Below are 19,023 nucleotides of genomic sequence, written 5' to 3'. Positions count from 1 at the left end.
ACGCGGGAGGGCGCCCGCCCGGGGCGCGCGGAAGCGGTACGCGCGGTGCGCGGCGCCGTGTCACCCGCTCGACCCGGTGGGCCGGCGGCGCGGGGGGCAGGTGCGCCGGTTGGATGCGGGCGGGCGCGTGCGGCCCGGCGCAGGAGCGCGCGACGGCGCGGGCGCGGGCTCGGACCGGCGGCGCGCGCGCCGGTCCGGCGGACGAGAGGGGGCGCGCGGGGCGGGCAGGGCGCGCGGGGACGCGGCCCGGATGTGGCGGAGAGAGCGGGGGGCTCAGGGCGGCTGCCGGTCGGTGCCGCGCGCCGGACCGGGTGGTGTGGGCGGTGGACGGTGGACAGGGAGATCGCCGGGTCCGCCTCCGGCGCGCTCGCGGCGCCGCTCGGCGCCGGGGCCGTCACCGGCCGGGCGACGGATGAGCCATGCGGGGGAGGCCGAGCGCGGGGCGAGTCGGCCGGTCGGGGTGCGGGAACACGGTCCGGCCGTGCCGGGGGGAGGCAGGCCCCCGGCAGGGCTGTCGGCCGGTGCCGCGTGCCGGACCGGTGGGCCCGGCGGACGGAAGGGGCGGCCGGCCCGTCGGCCCGGCCGCCCCCGTTCCTTCGGCGCGCTCGCGGCGCCTGTCAGTGCCGGGCCGTCACCGGCCGGGCAGCGGGTGGGCGGTGTGCGGGGCGCGCAGGCCGGTCAGGGCGTGCGGGGACGCGGTCCGGCCGGTCGTGACGGAGGCGGTGGCGCGGGCGAACGCCGGTGCGCCGCCGACCAGCGGGAGGGCGGCCGAGGTGCGCGACAGGTCCAGGGTGAGGGTCGGGGTGGTGGACGGCGGGTCGATGAGGTCCTTGTCCGTGCCCGCGACGATCAGCGCCAGGCGGTGGCCCCGGGGCACGACGTGGTCGGTCGCGGCCAGGTCGAGCGTGAGCGTGTACGCCTTGCCCGGGACGAGCGGGCCGCCCTTGCCCTGCGGAGTGCGGTGGCCGAGGTCGGCCCAGCCGCGGCTGACGACGGTGAAGTCGACCGCGGTCGTCTTCGCGGCCGTCTCCAGGTAGCAGGCGCTGTCCCCGGCGGTGCTCGCGCCCCAGCAGGTGCGGTCGGCGAGCGTGGTGATGCCCTCGCCGGCGTCGGTGTAGTCGCGGATGGTGTCGGGGCCGACGTCGACGAGGACGGCGGACAGATGGGCGCTCGCGGTGGTGGACGCGGCGGTCACGGTGACCCGGGAGGAACCGGACAGCCGCAGATCGCGGGTGAGCGGACCGGTAACGAACCCGGCCTTGTCCGGGGACGGGCTGTCGATCCGCGCGGCCCAGTCGGTCTCGCTGCGCTTCGGGTCGTCGGTGAAGGTCTCGGTGCCCCGGGCGGGCCGCAGGCCGAGGGTGCCGACGCCCGCGGTGGTGCCGGGCGCGGGACGCAGGGTGGTCGTGGCGGTGCCGCGCGGCGGCCAGAGCGGGGTGGTCTCCCACTGGTCGGGGTGGCGTTCGACGTCGGCCATGGGTTCGCGGTCGATACCGTTGTCGTAGCCGAGGAGTTCGTGGTCGAACCAGCGGTGCAGGGTGTCGACCCAGGCGCCGCGGCGGTAGTCGAACGGGTCGACGTGGCCGGTCTGGGAGAGCCAGATCTTGCGCTCCACGCCGTGGGCGGCGAGGGCGTCCCACCACTGGCCGAAGTTCTTGGTGCGGACGTTGAGGTCCTGCATGCCGTGGACGACGAAGACGCTGGCGCGGACCTTGCCCGCGTCCTTGACGTAGTCGCGCTCGGACCACAGGGGGGTCCAGTCGCCGTTGCGCGGGGCGCCGTCGACGAGCTTCTGCTGCACGGCGGCGCAGTGGGCGTGCGCGGCGTCGCTCTCGACCGCGTCGGAGAGCCATTCGGGGCCCGAGCCGTAGAGCGGGGCGCCCTGGGAGAAGTAGTAGTCGTACCAGGAGGAGATGGCGCTGATGGGCACGATGGTCTTCAGGCCCTTGACGCCGGTGGCGGCCACGCCGTTGGCGATGGTGCCGTCCCAGCTCTTGCCGATCATGCCGGTCTTCCCGTCGGTCCAGGTGGCCTTGACGGGGGTGGCGCCGGTGCGGGTGCTGTAGGCCCTGGCGCGGCCGTTGAGCCAGTCGACGACGGCCTTGGCGGACTGGATGTCGGAGCGGCCGCCGACGTCGACGCAGCCGTCGGAGCGGTTGGTGCCGGTCAGGTCGACGCCGACGAAGGCGTAGCCGCGCGGCACGAAGTAGTTGTCGTAGTTCAGGGGCATCTGCACGACGTGGCCGTCCGCGTCGTACGTCTTCAGCTGGCTCTCGTTGCCGCGTCCGCAGCAGGAGTAGTAGGGGCTGGCGTCCATGATCACGGGCACCTTGCGGCCCTGCTGGGCCGCTTCGCGGGGCCGGACGATGTCGGCGGCGACCCGGTCGGGCTTCCCGTCGCCGTCCCCGTCGAGTCCGGTGTCGACCCAGACGGACTCGCGGACGGCGTCGGCGTAGGAGTAGACGGGCCGGCTCTCGCGGGGGCCGCGGGCGTCCTGGTGGGCGGCGTGCGCCGCCGGGCTGAGGAGGACGGCCGCCAGGACGGCGACGGCCGCCACGGCGAGCGTTCTCCAGGTGGTCATGCGCATGCTGTTCGGCATGAGCGGGACGGTACAGGGGGCAACTGCCGCGCAGAAGAGGGAAGCTGACGTGTCGCCGGGACAGGGATGACGAAAGGGACCACAGGAGCACGGGAGTGTTTCGCTCATGACGGCCGAATGGCGATCTTGTGACAGCGGTGGCCATGGACATGGCTGGGGTCACAGGGACTCAATAGGCTCCGAACAGACCTCGTCCCCCTACGACTTGGAGCTGACGTGCACCGCAGAATCATCGTGCCGGGCACTCTGGCGGCGGCCTCCCTCCTGCTGGCGATCCCGGCGTCGGCCGCGAGCCACTCCCCCGGCGCGCCGGGCTTCGGCGACCCCTACTACCCCGACTACGGCAACGGCGGCTACGACGTCTCCCACTACGACCTCCGGCTGACGTACCAGCCCGCGACGGACGAGCTGGAGGGCACCGCGACGATCTCGGCGCGGACCACGCAGGACCTGTCCAGCTTCGACCTGGACTTCCTGCTGGACGTGAGCGAGGTGCGGGTCAACGGGACCAGGGCCGCCTTCACCACGGCCCGGCAGCACGAGCTGGTGGTCACGCCGAAGAGCCCGCTGGCCAAGGGCACGCCGGTCACGGTGGTCGTGCGCTACCGCGGTGTGCCCTCCACCAAGAGCGCGTACGGCTTCTCCACCTGGCACCGCACCCCGGACGGCGCCGTCGCGGCGGACGAGCCCGAGGCCGCCTGGTGGTGGTTCCCGAGCAACGACCACCCCGGCGACAAGGCCACCTACGACGTGTCGGTGGCGGTGCCGGACGGCACGCAGGCGATCTCCAACGGCACCCTCCGGTCGGTCTCCTCCAAGCTGGGCTGGACCCGCTACAACTGGCGGCAGGACAAGCCGCAGGCGACCTATCTGTCCACGCTCGCGCTCGGGAAGTTCGACATCACCACCGGCACCTCCGAGGGCGGTGTCCCGATCGTCAACGCCTACAGCAGGGACCTCGGCGACAACGATGGCGCGGCGCGGGCGAGCGTGGAGCGCACCGGGGAGATCGTCGACTGGCTGAGCGGCTATTTCGGGCCGTATCCGTTCAGCTCGGCGGGCGGGTACGTGCCGAACACGACCACCGGCTACGCGCTGGAGACGCAGACCCGCGTCTACTACAGCCCGGCGCAGTTCGCCAACGGCTCCAACACCTCCGTGGTGGTGCACGAGCTGGCCCACCAGTGGTACGGGGACAGCGTGTCGCTCAAGGGCTGGAAGGACATCTGGATCAACGAGGGCTTCGCGCGGTACGCGCAGTGGCTGTGGTCCGAGCACGAGGGCGAGGGCACGGCGCAGGAGCTGGCGGACTACGTGTACGCCTCGCACCCGGCGGACGACGCCTTCTGGACGGTGAAGCCGGGCGACCCGGGCCCCGACCACCAGTTCGACGCGCCGGTCTACGACCGCGGTGCCGTCGCCATCCAGGCGCTGCGCAACGCGATCGGTGACAAGGCGTTCTTCGCCCTGCTGAAGGGGTGGCCGCAGCAGCACGCCTACGGCAACGCCTCCGTGGCCGACTTCCAGAAGTACGCCGAGCAGGTGTCCGGCAAGCCGCTGGCCGCGCTCTTCGACACCTGGCTCTTCCAGCCGGTCAAGCCGGCCGCACCCGCGGCACGGGCGGCGTCCTTCGCCGCGCCGGCCGGGGCCGCCCCGGCGCAGCCCCGCTCGTGGAAGAAGATCGAGGCGACGAACGACGTCCACGCCAGGTGACCCGCGGCCCGGACCGCTCCCGGCCCCCGACAGGCTAGGGAGCGGTCCGGGCCGCCACCGCCGCCTCCTGCGCCCCCTCCGCCGTCGCGTCCTCGGGGTCGTACACCGTCACCGGTATCCCCCGGCGCAGCAGCCGGGCCTCTGCCAGCGGCTCGATCCGGTCCCAGTCGCCGCCCGCGAGACCGCAGCCGATCCGCGGCATGTGCACGGAGGCCGCCAGCGCCGCCGCGTGGCCGGCGAGGCGGTCCAGGGCGGTGTCGATCGCCTCGTAGCGGACGGGGACGCCCTTGCCGCCGCCGCGCCGGACGCCGTGCTGGCCGATCATGTTGGCCACCCAGAGGTCCGGGCCGGTGCGCACCAGTTGCACGGCGCCGAGTGCGAAGTCGTTGTCGGCGCGGTCGCGGTACCAGGCCCGGTACGCGGCTGCTTCCTGGTCGGCACATCGGCGGCGGTGGCGTTCACCGTGCCGGACGCCACTCCGGCTCCGGCCGGCGGCGCGAGAGCGCGAGCACGAAGCCCCGGCCCCAGCCGCCGCGGTCGTTGCAGACGTGGGCGATCACCTTGGGGCCCGCTGCCCGCGGGGCGGTGGCGTCACCTCGGACATACCTGGTCTCCGACATGACGCCACCGTACGGGCCGCCACTGACAACGGCCCTGACCTGCTACTTCGTGAGGGAGGGCGCCTCGGCGGCCTGCTCGGTGACGCGGCGGCGCACCCCGAACCAGCCGGCGACCAGCAGGACGGCGATCAGCGGGATCATGAGCAGGGTCCTGCGGCCGACGTCGGGGTCGTTCCACATCAGGCCGAGGCAGGCCAGCAGGAAGACGATGGTGGCGATCTCGGTGACCGGGCTGCCCGGGAGGCGGAAGTGCGGCCGGTCGAGCAGGCCCGCCCTGGCCCGGCGGACGAAGACCAGGTGGCAGATCATGATGATCACCCAGGTGCTGACGATGCCGAGCGAGGCGACGTTCAGCACGATCTCGAAGGCCTGGCTGGGCACCAGGTAGTTCAGCACCACGCCGAGCACGCAGACCGCGCAGGTCAGCAGGATGCCGCCGTAGGGGACCTGGCTGCGGCTCATCACGCGGGTGAACTTCGGGGCCGAGCCGGACATCGCCATGGAGCGCAGGATGCGGCCGGTGGAGTACAGACCGGAGTTCAGGGAGGACATGGCCGCGGTGAGCACCACGAGGTTCATCACGTCACCGGCGGCGGGCACGCCGATCTTGGACAGCACCGTGACGAAGGGGCTCTCCCCGGCCGAGTAGACCGAGCCGGGCAGCAGCAGGGCGAGCAGGACGACCGAGCCGACGTAGAACAGGGCGACGCGCCACATGATCGAGTTCACCGCGCGCGGGACGACCTTCTCCGGCTCCGCGGTCTCGCCCGCGGCGACACCGACCAGCTCCAGCGCGGCGTAGGCGAAGATCACGCCCTGCATGACCAGCACGACCGGCATCGCGCCGTGCGGCAGCAGGCCGCCGTGGTCGCTGATCACGCTCCAGCCGGGCGTCGTGCCGTCCACCTGGTGCTGCGTGGTCAGCAGGAAGATGCCGATCAGCATGAAGCCGACCAGGGTGGCCACCTTGACGATCGCGAACCAGAACTCCATCTCGCCGAAGATCTTCACCGAGATCAGGTTCACGGTGAGGACGACGGCGAGCGCGATCAGCGCCAGCACCCACTGCGGGACGGGCGTGAACAGGCTCCAGTAGTGCGTGTAGAGGGCGATCGCGGTGATGTCGGCGATGCCGGTCGTCGACCAGTTCAGGAAGTACATCCACCCGGCGACGTAGGCGCCCTTCTCACCGAGGAACTCGCGCGCGTACGACACGAAGGATCCGGAGGAGGGCCGGTACAGGACCAGCTCGCCGAGGGCGCGTACGACGAAGAACGCGAAGACGCCGCAGACCAGGTAGGCGACCGCCAGCGCCGGTCCGGCGGTGTGCAGCCGCCCGCCGGCGCCCAGGAAGAGGCCGGTGCCGATCGCGCCGCCGATGGCGATCATGTTGACGTGGCGGTGCTTGAGGTCCTTGCTGTACCCGGCGTCACCCGCGTCGGCGGGTGCGGCGGTCGCCCGGGGATGGCCGGTGACCTGTGCCGTGCGCACGGAATCCTTGCTCACGCGGTGGTTTCCACTCTCTGGGGGCCGGGCAGGGGTGCGCCCGGGTGTCCGTACAATTCCGGCTCGGACCACTGGGGACGCGGTACAGGCCAGACAAGCAGCTTCCCCGAGAGATCACTTCTCATGCGATGACAGATGTCACAGAGCGGGGCTTCTCACACTTTCCACGCAGATCGGTCACCGGCTTTCACACCATTGGTGCGACAGCGATACTGCTGCACATGACGACCACCGACACCGGCGAGCCGGCCCTCACCATCGACGAGCTGGCCGCGCGTGCCGGGGTCACGGTGCGCACAGTCCGGTTCTACGGCAGCCGGGGCCTGCTGCCGCCGCCCGTGATCGGCCCGCGCCGGGTGGGGCACTACGGCCACGACCACCTCGCGCGCCTGGAGCTGATCGAGGAGATGCAGCACCAGGGCATGACCCTGGCGGCGATCGAACGCCATCTGCGGCAGCTCCCGCCCGGTCTGAGCCCGCACGACCTGGCCGTGCACCGCGCGGTGGTCGCCTCCTGGGCGCCGGAGGGCGTGGAGACGCTGTCCCGGCCCGAGCTGGCGCGGCGGGCCGGGCGGCGGCTGAGCGACGAGGACGTGGAGCGGCTGGCCGCGATGAGCGTGCTGACCCGGCAGGACGGCGTGTTCCGCGTCGACACCGGGCTGCTGCGGCTGGGGGTGGAGCTGCTCGACGTGCCGCTGTCCGAGGAGACCGTGCTCGCCGCCCGTACGGCGCTGATCGAGCACGCGCGCGCGGCCGCGCGCGAGCTGTCGGGGCTGCTGCGCGACGCGGTGGCCGAGCGGGACACCGAGGACGTGAGGTCCCTGTCCGCGCACATGCACCCGCTGGTGGTGCAGGCGCTGCTGACCACCTTCCAGCGGTCGCTGAAGGAGGAGCTGCGGGAGTGGGTCGGCTCCCCCGAGGGTGCTCCCGAGGACGCGCCCGGGACCCCGGGGAACCCCGGGGCCGAGGACGCGCCCTCCGGCTGAGCGGTGCCTCAGCGGGCGTCGGTGAAGGTCTCCCCGCGCTCCGCCTTGGCGACCAGCAGGGCGGGCGGGGTGAACCGCTCGCCGTAGCGCCCGGCCAGCTCCCGGGCACGGGCCACGAAGCCGGGCAGCCCGCCCTCGTAGCCGTTGACGTACTGGAGGACGCCGCCGGTCCAGCCGGGGAAGCCGATGCCGAAGACGGAGCCGATGTTGGCGTCGGCGACCGAGGTCAGGACGCCCTCCTCCAGCAGCTTGACGGTGTCGAGCGCCTCGGCGAAGAGCATCCGCTCCTGCATGTCGCGGAAGGGGATCTCGTACCCGGGCTTCGTGAAGTGCTCGCGCAGCCCCGGCCACAGCCCGGCGCGCCGGCCGTCCTCGCCGTACGCGTAGAAGCCGGCGCCGCCGCTGCGTCCGGTGCGGCCGAACTCGTCGACCATGCGGTCGATGACCGCCTCGGCGGGGTGCGTGGGCCAGGTGCCGCCCGCCTCCTCGACGGCCCGCTTCGACTCCTCGCGGATCTTGCGGGGCAGGGTGAGGGTCAGCTCGTCCATCAGGGAGAGCACCTTGGCCGGGTAGCCGGCCTGGGCGGCGGCCTGCTCGACGGAGGCGGGCTCGATGCCCTCGCCGACCATCGCCACGCCCTCGTTGATGAAGTGGCCGATGACCCGGGAGGTGAAGAAGCCGCGCGAGTCGTTGACCACGATCGGGGTCTTCTTGATCTGCCGGACCAGGTCGAAGGCGCGGGCCAGCGCCTCGTCGCCGGTGCGCTCGCCCCGGATGATCTCGACCAGGGGCATCTTGTCGACCGGGGAGAAGAAGTGCAGCCCGATGAAGTCGCCCTGGCGCTCCACGCCCTCGGCGAGCGCGGTGATGGGCAGCGTGGAGGTGTTGGAGCACAGCAGCGCGTCCGGCGCGACGACGTGCTCGATCTCCTGGAACACCTTGTGCTTGAGGGCCGGGTCCTCGAAGACGGCCTCGATCACCGCGTCGCAGCCCGCGAGGTCGGCCGCCTCGGCGGTGGGGGTGATCCGGGCGAGCAGCGCGTCCGCCTTCTCCTGGCTGGTACGGCCCCGGGAGACGGCCTTGGCGCACAGCTTCTCGGAGTAGCCCTTGCCCTTGACGGCGGACTCCAGGGAGACGTCCTTGAGGACGACCTCGATGCCCGCGCGGGCGCACGAGTAGGCGATGCCCGCGCCCATCATCCCGGCGCCGAGCACGGCGACCCTGCGCACCGGGCGGGGCTCGATGCCCTGGGGGCGGTTGGCGCCGGAGTTGACGGCCTGGAGGTCGAAGAAGAACGCCTGGATCATGTTCTTCGCGGTCTGCCCGGCGGCCAGCTCCACGAAGTAGCGGGCCTCGATGACCTGGGCGGTCTCGAAGTCGACCTGGGCGCCCTCGACGGCGGCGGCCATGATGTTGCGCGGCGCCGGGTAGGGCGCGCCGGCCGTCTGCTTGCGCAGGTTGGCCGGGAAGGCGGGCAGGTTGGCGGCGAACTTCGGGTTCGCGGGGGTGCCGCCCGGGATGCGGTAGCCGGGCCGGTCCCAGGGCTGCTGCGACTCGGGGTGCGCGTCGATGAAGGCGCGGGCCTTGGCCAGCAGTTCCCCGGGGGTGTCGGCCACCTCGTCGACCAGGCCGTTCTCCTGGGCGCGGCGGGCGTTGTACTGGGTGCCCTGGAGCAGCACCTTGAGCAGGGCGTCGGTGATGCCGAGCAGCCGGACGCTGCGGACGACTCCGCCGCCGCCGGGAAGGAGGCCGAGGGTGACCTCGGGGCAGCCGATCCGGGTGCCGGGGGTGTCGAGGGCGACGCGGTGGTGGCAGGCGAGGGCGAGTTCGTAGCCGCCGCCGAGCGCGGCGCCGTTGAGGGCGGCGACGACCGGCTTGCCCAGCGTCTCGATGCGGCGCAGGTTCCGCTTGATGGCGAGGCCGCCGTCGAAGAGGTCCTGCGCGGTGTCCGGGGTGACCCGGATCAGGTCGCGCAGGTCGCCGCCCGCGAAGAAGGTCTTCTTGGCGGAGGTGAGGATGACGCCGCGCACGGAGTCCTTCTCGGCCTCCAGGCGGTCGGTGATCGCGGCGAGCGAGTCGCGGAACGCCTGGTTCATGGTGTTCGCGGACTGGTTCGGGTCGTCGAGGACGAGGGTGACGACACCGGTGTCGTCCTGTTCCCAGCGGATGGTCGTGCTCTCGGTCATGTCAGGGTCTCCGTAGAAGTCCGGGGGTCCTGGGCGCTGCCGGCCCGGGGTGCCGCTGGGGGTCAGACGCGCTCGACGATGGTGGCGATGCCCATGCCGCCGCCGACGCACAGGGTGGCCAGGCCGTAGCGCTTGTCCTGGCGCTCCAGTTCGTCGAGGAGGGTGCCGAGGATCATCGCGCCGGTGGCGCCGAGCGGATGGCCGAGCGCGATGGCGCCGCCGTTGACGTTGACCTTGTCCAGGGACAGGCCCATGTCCTTCGCGAAGCGCAGCACGACCGCGGCGAACGCCTCGTTGATCTCGACGAGGTCGATGTCGTCGATGGTCAGTCCGGCCTTGGCGAGGGCCTTGCGGGTGGCGGGGGCGGGCCCGGTGAGCATGATGGTGGGCTCGGAGCCGGAGACGGCGGCGGAGACGATCCGCGCGCGCGGGGTGAGGCCGTGGCGCTCGCCGGTCTCGCGCGAGCCGATGGCGACGAGCGAGGCGCCGTCCACGATGCCGGAGGAGTTGCCCGCGTGGTGGACGTGGTCGATCTTCTCCACCCAGTGGTACTTCTGGAGGGCGACGGCGTCGAAGCCGCCCAGTTCGCCGATGTCGGCGAAGGACGGCTTGAGTCCGGCGAGGGAGTCGGCGGTGGTGCCGGGGCGCGGGTGCTCGTCGTGGTCGAGGACCACGAGGCCGTTGCGGTCCTTCACCGGGACCAGGGAGCGGGCGAAGCGGCCCTCCTTGACGGCGGTGGCGGCGCGTTCCTGCGAGAGGGCCGCGTACTCGTCGACGTCGCGCCGGGTGAAGCCCTCGAGGGTGGCGATCAGGTCGGCGCCGATGCCCTGGGGCACGAAGCCGGTGGCCAGGTTGGTCATCGGGTCGTTGAACCAGGCGCCGCCGTCCGAGGCCATCGGCACCCGGGACATGGACTCGACGCCGCCCGCCAGGACCAGGTCCTCCCAGCCGGAGCGCACCTTGGCGGCGGCCAGGTTGACGGCTTCGAGGCCCGAGGCGCAGAAGCGGTTCTCCTGGACCCCGGCGACCGTGTCCGGCAGTCCGGCGGCGACGGCGGCGATCCGGGCGATGTCGGAGCCCTGGTCGCCGACCGGGCCGACGACGCCGAGCACGATGTCGTCCACGGCGGCCGGGTCGAGGTCCGGGAAGCGGGCGCGGATCTCGTGGATGAGGCCGACGACCAGGTCGACGGGCTTCGTGCCGTGCAGGGCGCCGTTCGCCTTGCCGCGGCCGCGCGGGGTGCGGATCGCGTCGTACACGTACGCTTCGGTGGTCACGGGCAGACCTTTCACTGAGGGTTTTCCGGGAGCGGGGTCGCGGGCGGGGCGGGCAGGTTCCAGTCGGCGGCCACGGCGTCGGCGCCGTGGCCGGGCCCGGCGGGCGCGGTGCGCACGGTGGCGGGGGTGGCGGAGAAGCGGGGCGCGGGGGCCGGCTGGGTGAGGCCGGCGTGCTCGGTGAAGGTGCCGCGCGCGGCGAGGTGCGGGTGGTGCGGTGCCTCGCGCAGCGACAGGACGGGCGCCACGCAGGCGTCGGAGTCCTCGAACACGACCGTCCACTCGTCCCGGGTACGGGTGCGGAAGCGGGCGGCGATCGCCTCGCGCAACTCGCCCCAGCGGGTCATGTCGTCGCGGGCGGGCGCCTGCTCGGGGATGCCGAGGCGGGTCATGAACTCGTCGTAGAACCGCTGTTCCAGCGCGCCGACCGCCATGTACCGGCCGTCGGCGGTCTCGTAGGTGCCGTAGAAGGGGCAGCCGCCGTCCAGGAGGTTGGCGTGGCGGCGGTCCTGCCAGGCGCCGGCGGCGAGCATGCCGTGCAGCATCGCCGACAGATGGGCGGTGCCGTCGACCACGGCGGCGTCCACGACCTGCCCCTCACCGGTGGCGCGGGCGTGGTGCAGGGCGGCGAGGACGCCGACGACGAGGTAGAGGGAGCCGCCCGCGTAGTCGCCGAGGAGGTTGGCGGGGACGGCCGGGGGCCGGTCCGGCTCGCCGATCAGGCCGAGGGCGCCGGTGACGGCGATGTAGGAGATGTCGTGGCCCGCGCGCGGGGCGAGCGGTCCGTCCTGTCCCCAGCCGGTCATCCGGCCGTAGACCAGGCGGGGGTTGCGGGCACGGCACTCCTCGGGGCCGACGCCGAGGCGTTCGGCGACGCCGGGCCGGTAGCCCTCGATCAGGATGTCGGCGCGGGCGGCGAGGTCGAGGACGCGGGCGGATCCTTCCGGGGACTTCAGGTCGACGACCACCGCGCGCTTGTTGCGGTGGGTGACGTCGGCGGCCGGGTCGATGCCGAGGCCCGCGCCGCCGGGGCGGTCCACCCGCACCACGTCCGCGCCGAGGTCGCCGAGCAGCATCGCGGCGAAGGGCCCGGGGCCGATCCCGGCCAGCTCCACCACGCGCACCCCGGTCAGCGGGCCGTCCCGTCCGGGTGTCCGTCCTGTCGCCATCCGGGGCCCCCTCGCTGTGACACAACCGATGTGACACCGACGATGCTATGAACGCGCCGCACCCGGCACAAGCCCTGAACGAGCAAGCGCTTAGCCAAACCCGGCCGGCCGCGCCGCGCGAGCGCCCGCCGTGCGCGCCGGACCGCCGCGCCCGCGTCCGCTCCCGGCCGGTCTCTCCCGGGTCTGCCCGGCCCCGGCCGCCGTCGGCCGGTCCCGCGTGCGCCGGACGCCACCCGTGTCGCCCGGCCCGGCCCCCTCACGCTAGCCTCGGCCACCGGCAGCGGCGCGGGGACGCCGTCCGGCGGAGCGAGGGGTGTCATGAGCAGGATGAACAAGGCGGAACGTCCGTACGACATCGTGCTCTTCGGAGCCACCGGGTTCGTGGGGACGCTCACCGCCCGGTATCTGGCCGAGCACGCCCCCGAGGGGCTGCGGTGGGCGGTCGCGGGGCGCAGCGAGCGGCGGCTGAAGGAACTGCGCGAGGAACTGCCCGGCGGCGCGGACGTCGCCGTGCTGCACGCGGACGCCACCGACCCGGCCTCCGTACGGGAACTGGCCCGGCGGACCCGCGTACTGGCCACCACCGCGGGTCCCTATGTGGCCCACGGCGAGGAACTGGTCGCCGCCTGCGCGGACAGCGGCACCGACTATCTGGACCTCACGGGCGAGCCCGAGTTCGTCGATCTGACGTACGTACGGCACGACGCACGCGCGCGGGAGACCGGGGCGCGGCTGGTGCACGCCTGCGGGTTCGACTCGGTGCCGCACGACCTGGGCGTGTACGTCACCGTGCGGCAGCTCCCCGAGGGCGTGCCGCTGGCCGTGGACGGGTTCGTCCGGGCGCACGCCGGCTTCTCGGGCGGGACGCTGGCCTCCGCGCTCAACCAGTTCGCGCGGCCGCTGCGGATGCGCGCCGCGGCGCGGGAGCGCGCGCGGCACGAGCCGCGGCTGCCGGGGCGCCGGGTCTCGGTGCCGCCGGTGTGCGCGCCGCGCTTCGCGCCGGAGGTGGGCGCGTGGGCACTGCCGCTGCCGACCCTCGATCCGCAGATCGTGCTGCGCTCCGCGCGGGCGCTGGAGCGCTACGGACCCGACTTCCGCTACCGCCACTACGCGGCCGTACGGCACCTTCCCGTCGCCCTCGGCGGGGTGGCCGCCGTCACCACGCTCACGGCGGCCGTCCAGCTCCCCCCGGCCCGGCGCTGGCTGTCCGGCCGGATCAGCCCCGGGCAGGGGCCGAGCCCCGAACGGCGGGCCAGGAGCTGGTTCTCGGTGCGCTTCGTGGGCGAGGGCGGCGGACGGCGGGTGCGCACCGAGGTGGCGGGCGGCGACCCCGGGTACGACGAGACGGCGAAGATGTTCGCCGAGTCGGCCCTCAGCCTCGCCCTGGACGACCTGCCCGACACGGCGGGCCAGGTCACGACGGCCGTCGCGATGGGCGACGCGCTGGTCGAGCGGCTGCGCGCGGCGGGCATCGCCTTCCGCACGATGACGACGGACCGCTAGGGTCTTCCGTTCGGATCATGCCGGGCGGGCGTCCGCGGTCGCCTCCTTGAGCGCCCTGCGGCACAGGGCGTCCGCCCGGCGGGTGGTCTCCGGCAGCCGGTAGGAGGGGGTGAGCGCGAGGGTGTGGGCGCAGGCGTTGTCCAGGCTCACCCGATGGCCCACCGAGACGAAGACGGGTTTGACCCCGTCGCGGGTGCGCAGCGCGCGGCCCACCTCGTCCGGACCGGCCGACAGCGGCACCGCGCTGCCGCGCGCGGCGCCCGGGTCGTCGTGGGTGAAGGTGAACGGGTTCTTGGCGACGCCGATCGTCGGCAGCCCGGTGAGCACACCGAGGTGGCAGGCGAGGCCGAAGCGGCGGGGATGGGCGAGGCCGTAGCCGTCGCAGACGACCAGGCCGGGATCCCGGTCCAGGGCGCCGAGGGCGGCGAGCACCGTGGGGATCTCCCGGAAGGCCAGCAGGCCGGGGACGTACGGGAAGGAGATCCGGCCGACGGCGGTGGCCTCGGCGACCACCCGCAGCGTGGCGGCGTCCAGCACGACGGCCGCAGCGGCGACGGCGTCCAGCTCGTCGTCGTAGGCGACGTCGACCCCTGTCACGTGCCCCGCCCCGGGCGGCGGTCCCGGCTCGTCCAGCACCAGGCGGGTGCGCAACTCGTCCTGGAGGGCGCGGGCCTGCTCCTCGGTCGTGGGCCAGCCCTCGGGAATGCCTGCGGTCGTCGTCATGGTGGGACGAGCGTACGACGTGGCACGGCCGGACCGGGGCGGCGGGGTGGGGCCCTGCTGCGCGCGGCGGGGAGGAACGTCGGCTCACCGCGCTCCGGGACGGGCCCGCGGTCCGGCCGTGCGGACCGGTGGCGGGTCCGTCCCGCGCGGGACCGGTCAGTTCTTGCCCAGGGCCCGCTGGAGCTGCTGCTTGTTCATGTCCGAGCGGCCGTGGATGTTGCGCCGCTTGGCCTCTTCGTAGAGCTGGTCGTAGGTGGGCCCCTGGGAGCCGTGGCCCGAGCGCTGTCCGCCGCGTTTGCCGGAGGACATGTCCTGCGTCGAGACGCGGCTCGCGGTCTTGGACTCGCCAGAGCGGGCGCGTTCCTTGTTCACCGTGCGCGCGGCGATCTCCTCGGCCCGGCCGGTGCTCCGGCCCCGCTCCTGCTCGCTCTCCTTGATGTGTTCGTACTGGCGCTCGCGTTTGGGACTGGACCCGCGTGGCATGCCGTTCACTTCCTCTCTGTCAAGGAACGGATACCCGCATCCTGGAACAATTCGTCACATCAGGCGATGTTCAGTGCGCCAGTCGAGCGATCCGCCCCTTCTCCCCGGATGCCCAGCATCCGCCGTCCCAGGCACAGTCGACGGTGTCGTACGAACCGGCGTCGACCGTGCGCCAGGTCCGGCCGCCGTCGGTGGTGAGGTCGGTCCCGGTGGGGCCGACCGCGAGGGCGGACGCCCGGGTGTACGGGAGCCAGGCGGCGCCGGAGCGGTAGGCCTGCGGCGGCACGGCGGACGGCCGCCAGGTGCGCCCGCCGTCGGAACTCGTGGCGGACGCGCGCGGCGACGCCTGGTCGGCGCGGTAGTCACCGCCGACCGCCAGCGCGTGCGTACGGTCCCGGACGGCCAGCGCGAAGACGCCCTTGGCCGGGTCGCCCGCCGGGACCGGCACATCGGTGGCCCGCCAGGTCAGCCCGCGGTCAGAAGAGTGCAGCACGCGCGCGCGTGCGCCGCCGCCGGTGGCCAGCCACACGTCCCGCGGCCCGGAGGCGACCAGGCACTGGCCGCTCGCGGCGAACCCCGCCTCGCCGGGCTGGGCGGCCGGCATGCCCCGGTCGGGCAGCACCTTCCAGGAGCGGCCGCCGTCGGCGGTGGACAGGATGCGGAACCTGCCGTCGACCGGGTCGCTCATCGCCAGGCCGTGCCGGGAGTCGAAGAAGGCGAGGCAGTCGTAGAAGGCGGCGGTGTCGGTGTTGCGGAAGGACTCCGTCCAGGTCGCCCCGCCGTCCTCGGTGCGGTACACCCGGGACGCCTCGCCCTCGCCGATGGCCAGCGCCACGGCCCGCCGCGCGTCGAACGCCTCGATGTCCCGGAACTCCAGGTCCGCGCCGCCGGCCGGTGAGACGTTCCGCCAGGAGGTGCCGCCGTCGGTGGTGCGCAGCACGGTGCCGCCGGTGCCGGCCACCCAGGCGGTGCGGCGGCTGACGGCGGACAGCCCGCGGAAGCGGACGTCCGGGGCGCCGCCGTCCGTCAGCCGCCAGTGCGGCGCGTGCGGTCGCCGCGCCCCCGCCGCGTCCCGGTCCCCGCCGCCCGCCTGGGCGGGCACGGCCGCCGACACGGCCAGCACCGCCACTCCCAGGGCCACGGCCGCCGTCCGCCCGGTCCGGGCCGCCGGTCCGCTCCCCCGGCTCGTGCTGCCCACGCCGCTCGTACGGCTCGTGCTGCTCGTACGGCTCATCCGTCGCATCGTTCCCCAGCGCCTCATGGCGGGCGAAGCTAGCCCACCGGCCGGACGGCGTCCAGACGTCCTCCGCCAACTCCCGCCGCACGCACGGCGGAACACCGGAGGACCGGCCCGGCCGAGACTCATGTCACTCGCATGCATGAACGCGGTGACCGAGGTCACTCGCTCCCCGTGTGCACTCAACGGCTGATTCAGTCGTCTCTTCCAGTGCCCGAGCTTCATCCACCCGGACGTGTCCCCCGGCCGTCAGACGTCACAAGGGAGCAAGGCGTTGTCCACCGTCATCGAGCAGACCGTCGAGGCACGCCTGGTCGCGGCAGCCCCGCGGATGCCCAGCATCCCCGCCACACTGCACTACGACCGGAGCGACCCGTTCGCCGTCCGCATGACCTTCCCGGCGCCCGCCACCCTCGAAGGTGTCGAGGTCTGCTGGACGTTCGCCCGCGATCTGCTGGCGGCCGGTCTGCGCGAGCCCGAGGGGCACGGGGACGTCCGTGTGCGCCCCTACGGGTACGACCGCACCGTCCTGGAGTTCCACGCCCCGGAGGGCACCGCCGTGGTGCACGTCCTCAGCGGTGAGATACGGCGTTTCCTCCAGGCGACGGGCGAGCTGGTGCCCGTGGGTCTGGAGTACCGGCAGCTCGACCTCGACCACGACCTCGCCGAGCTGATGCGGGACGTGCTCTGACCCCGCTCCGGGCCGGGAACGGCCCCAGGACCGGCTGCTAGCTGTAGTGACCCGCAGCGTTCCGGTCGGCGCGGGCCGGAAGCGCGTTCAGGGCGGCGTAGCCGAAGCCGTCCGCCGGGGCGCCGAGGGTGCCCTGCGCCAGCAGCTCCCGCACGGCACGGCGGGCGGCGGCGTAGGCGGTCTCGGCGAGGGCGGATCCGGCGCTCACCCGTGCGACGCCGAGGGCGGCCAGCTCGGCGACCGGCGGGGCACCGGGGACGGCCAGCACGTTGAGCGGACCGTCGACGCCGTCGGCGAGCGTCTTCACCACGCCCGGATCGACGGCCCCGGGCACGAAGACGCCGTCGGCGCCCGCCGCGCGGTAGGCGGCGGCCCGCTCCAGAGTGGCGTCCACACCTCCGGCGCCGCGCAGGAAGGTGTCGACGCGGGCGTTGACGAACAGCGGCACCCCTGCCGCGTCCGCCGCCTCGCGCGCCGCCTCCAGCCGCTCCGCCTGCTCGGCCACCGACCGCAGCGCGCCCCCGCCCGCCTCGTGCGCGGCGTCCTCGATGTTGACGCCCACCGCTCCGGCGGCGAGCACCGCGCGGACGGTGGCGGCCACTCCGGCGGCGTCCTTCGCATAGCCGCTCTCGATGTCCGCGCTGACCGGCAGGCCGGTGACGGCGGTGACGCGGGCGAGGGCGGCCAGCGCCCGGTCCCGGTCCAGCCGGTCGCCGTCCGCCTCGCCCAGCGCCCAGGCGAGCCCCGCGCTGGTGGTCGCCACGGCCGCAGCGCCCGCCTCCTCGGCGAGCCGTGCGCTCATCGCGTCCCAGGCGTTGGGCAGCACCAGCGGGCGGCCCGGGACATGCAGGGCGCGGAAGGCGAGGGCGCGCCCGCGCAGGGTGTTCGTATCGGCGTTCGACTTCGTCATGCCCGGAACTCAACCAGGCGGACGCGGGACACGGCTGGCAGGAATCCGCCGTGTACGCGACGCGCGGGGCGGGCTGGAGACGGCCGGTTCGGGCCGGGGGCCGAGGCGGGTCAGGCCCGGTGGAAGGGTCCGGGGCGGGCCAGGGTCGGCGGAAAGGTCCGGGGCGGGTCAGGGTCGGCGGAAAGGTCCGGGGCGGGTCAGGCCCGGTAGGCAGGTACAGGACGAGTCAGGCCCGGCGGGCGGGTCCGGGGCGGACCAGGCCGAGTGGTCGGTACGGTGCGGGCCAGAGCAGGCAGGCCCGGGGCGGGCCGGGCCGCGTAGGCCGGTACGGGGCGGGCCGGACCAGGCAGTTCGGTGCGGGGCGAGCCGGGCCAGGCAGACGGACCCCAGGCGGGCCGGGCCGCGTGGGCCAGTACGGCGTGAACCGGACCGGGCGGAAGGACCCAGGCGGACCGGACCAGGCAGTTCGGTACGGGACGGGCCGGGCCAAGCAGGCAGGTCCGGGGCGGCGGGGCAGGCCGAGTGGGGCCGTGTGGGGTGGTTCGAGCCGGGCGGGCGTCCTGGGCCGACGCGGCTCAGCCGCGCGCAGGTGCCGCCGTCGTGGCCTCCCAGGGCACGGGCGAGACGGAAGGCTCAGCCGCGCGCGGGCGCCGCAGCCGTGACCGCCGCGGACAATGCCGCGCGCAGCTCGTCGAGGACCCGGCCGAGGGCCGGGTCCGCCGCCGCGGCGCGCCCGGCCAGTTCGTCGGCCCGCCGCTCCCGGGCGGCCCGGTCGGCGCCGGGCGGGGCGGGGAGCAGCCCCGCGGCCACCGCGAGGACGGCGACGAGCGCGTCGCGCGCGTCGGCCGCCGCGGCGGGCCGGGTGCCGTCCAGCAGCCGTCGCGCCCGCTCGCGCAGGGCGGCCGGGACCCCGGCGCGCGCCGGGGTGTACCGCGCGGGCGGCAGGAGGCCGAGCGCGCGCCGCGGCCCCGCACGCAGCCATCCCCCGGCGGTCAGCTGCTCCCGTACGGCCGTGAAGGTGTACCCGGCCCACGCGCTCACCCAGCCCCGCCAGGGGCGCGGCCCGGACTCCCGGACGAGTTCGAGCAGGCCGTCCAGGACCGGGTCGCCGGTCGAGGAGTCGAGGTCGGCGGGGGTGGCGACGCCGTGGTCGTCGACGAGCAGTCCGCGCTGGGCCAGTTCGGCCAGGGCACCGGCCCGGACCAGGCGGGGCAGGACGTCGGCGCCGTGCGGCGGCCGGGCGCTGTCCCAGGCCAGCAGGGACAGCCGGGCGGGCAGGGAGAGCGGGGGCCGCCGGGGTGCGGCGGAGCGCGCGCCGTCGGTCATGGCCGGCCTCCTTCCCTGGGCGGGGGGGTCCGCCCGTAATCGCGTTGACAGCCCTGGGGGCCGCTCCTACGGTGTACAGCGGTTCTGTTGCCGTCGA

Annotated in this window: 14 protein-coding genes and 1 pseudogene; 4 read left to right on the top strand and 11 right to left on the bottom strand. The window is 74.3% G+C overall.

Annotated elements, in window-relative coordinates; genetic code table 11:
- Window positions 1-631: 631 nt before the first annotated feature.
- Entirely contained in the window at window positions 632-2,599 is a 1,968-nt protein-coding gene (locus A8713_RS27255; protein WP_064536330.1) for a Xaa-Pro dipeptidyl-peptidase, read from the bottom strand.
- 216 nt (window positions 2,600-2,815) lie between these two features.
- Here A8713_RS27255 and A8713_RS27250 point away from each other — a divergent pair, with 216 nt between their 5' ends.
- Window positions 2,816-4,312 (top strand): M1 family metallopeptidase, encoded by a 1,497-nt coding sequence (locus A8713_RS27250; RefSeq protein WP_064536328.1) that lies wholly within the window; start codon window positions 2,816-2,818, stop codon window positions 4,310-4,312.
- 34 nt (window positions 4,313-4,346) lie between these two features.
- On the opposite strand, the pseudogene A8713_RS27245 reads toward A8713_RS27250, so the two are convergent.
- Both A8713_RS27245 and A8713_RS27240 read right to left on the bottom strand, forming a co-directional pair.
- Window positions 4,347-4,932, bottom strand: a pseudogene (locus A8713_RS27245) (Appr-1-p processing protein).
- A gap of 42 nt (window positions 4,933-4,974) precedes the next feature.
- The gene (locus A8713_RS27240) at window positions 4,975-6,438 is read right to left on the bottom strand and encodes an amino acid permease (protein WP_064536326.1); all 1,464 of its coding nucleotides are present in this window, start codon (window positions 6,436-6,438) and stop codon (window positions 4,975-4,977) included.
- A gap of 221 nt (window positions 6,439-6,659) precedes the next feature.
- Between A8713_RS27240 and A8713_RS27235 the strand changes: the two genes are divergently transcribed.
- Window positions 6,660-7,424: a MerR family transcriptional regulator gene (locus A8713_RS27235; protein WP_064536324.1), complete on the top strand. Its 765-nt coding sequence runs from the start codon at window positions 6,660-6,662 to the stop codon at window positions 7,422-7,424.
- An 8-nt stretch (window positions 7,425-7,432) separates the two neighbouring features.
- Here A8713_RS27235 and A8713_RS27230 read toward each other — a convergent pair whose 3' ends face one another.
- The 3 genes from A8713_RS27230 to A8713_RS27220 form a co-directional block, all read right to left on the bottom strand.
- Entirely contained in the window at window positions 7,433-9,610 is a 2,178-nt protein-coding gene (locus tag A8713_RS27230; RefSeq protein ID WP_064536322.1) for a 3-hydroxyacyl-CoA dehydrogenase NAD-binding domain-containing protein, read from the bottom strand.
- A gap of 62 nt (window positions 9,611-9,672) precedes the next feature.
- On the bottom strand, window positions 9,673-10,887 hold the full coding sequence (locus A8713_RS27225) for an acetyl-CoA C-acetyltransferase (RefSeq protein WP_064537741.1): 1,215 nt from the start codon (window positions 10,885-10,887) through the stop codon (window positions 9,673-9,675).
- An 11-nt stretch (window positions 10,888-10,898) separates the two neighbouring features.
- A complete protein-coding gene (locus A8713_RS27220) occupies window positions 10,899-12,053 on the bottom strand; it encodes a CaiB/BaiF CoA transferase family protein (protein ID WP_064536320.1) in 1,155 nt (384 codons plus the stop codon).
- Window positions 12,054-12,371: 318 nt separating this feature from the next.
- On the opposite strand from A8713_RS27220, the gene A8713_RS27215 reads away from it, so the two are divergent.
- Window positions 12,372-13,556 carry a saccharopine dehydrogenase family protein gene (locus A8713_RS27215; RefSeq protein WP_173860913.1) on the top strand — a complete coding sequence of 395 codons (1,185 nt, stop codon included), beginning with the start codon at window positions 12,372-12,374 and terminating at the stop codon, window positions 13,554-13,556.
- A 15-nt stretch (window positions 13,557-13,571) separates the two neighbouring features.
- Here the strand turns inward: A8713_RS27215 and A8713_RS27210 are convergent, their stop codons facing one another.
- The 3 genes from A8713_RS27210 to A8713_RS27200 form a co-directional block, all read right to left on the bottom strand.
- Window positions 13,572-14,279 (bottom strand): endonuclease V, encoded by a 708-nt coding sequence (locus A8713_RS27210; RefSeq protein ID WP_064536315.1) that lies wholly within the window; start codon window positions 14,277-14,279, stop codon window positions 13,572-13,574.
- A gap of 156 nt (window positions 14,280-14,435) precedes the next feature.
- Window positions 14,436-14,762, bottom strand: coding sequence for a hypothetical protein (locus tag A8713_RS27205; RefSeq protein WP_064536313.1), 327 nt, complete (start codon window positions 14,760-14,762; stop codon window positions 14,436-14,438).
- Window positions 14,763-14,832: 70 nt separating this feature from the next.
- Window positions 14,833-15,996, bottom strand: coding sequence for a WD40/YVTN/BNR-like repeat-containing protein (locus tag A8713_RS27200; RefSeq protein ID WP_443069750.1), 1,164 nt, complete (start codon window positions 15,994-15,996; stop codon window positions 14,833-14,835).
- A gap of 277 nt (window positions 15,997-16,273) precedes the next feature.
- Here A8713_RS27200 and A8713_RS27195 point away from each other — a divergent pair, with 277 nt between their 5' ends.
- Window positions 16,274-16,690 carry an SsgA family sporulation/cell division regulator gene (locus A8713_RS27195; protein ID WP_064536309.1) on the top strand — a complete coding sequence of 139 codons (417 nt, stop codon included), beginning with the start codon at window positions 16,274-16,276 and terminating at the stop codon, window positions 16,688-16,690.
- Between the two features lie 37 nt (window positions 16,691-16,727).
- Here the strand turns inward: A8713_RS27195 and A8713_RS27190 are convergent, their stop codons facing one another.
- Window positions 16,728-17,600 (bottom strand): isocitrate lyase/PEP mutase family protein, encoded by an 873-nt coding sequence (locus A8713_RS27190; protein WP_064536307.1) that lies wholly within the window; start codon window positions 17,598-17,600, stop codon window positions 16,728-16,730.
- Window positions 17,601-18,233: 633 nt separating this feature from the next.
- A complete protein-coding gene (locus A8713_RS27185) occupies window positions 18,234-18,926 on the bottom strand; it encodes a GOLPH3/VPS74 family protein (RefSeq protein WP_064536305.1) in 693 nt (230 codons plus the stop codon).
- Window positions 18,927-19,023 lie beyond the last annotated feature (97 nt).

Source organism: Streptomyces sp. SAT1 (genome assembly GCF_001654495.1).
In the GTDB taxonomy this organism is placed as follows: domain Bacteria; phylum Actinomycetota; class Actinomycetes; order Streptomycetales; family Streptomycetaceae; genus Streptomyces; species Streptomyces andamanensis.
This window is presented reverse-complemented; position numbering and strand designations above follow the sequence as displayed.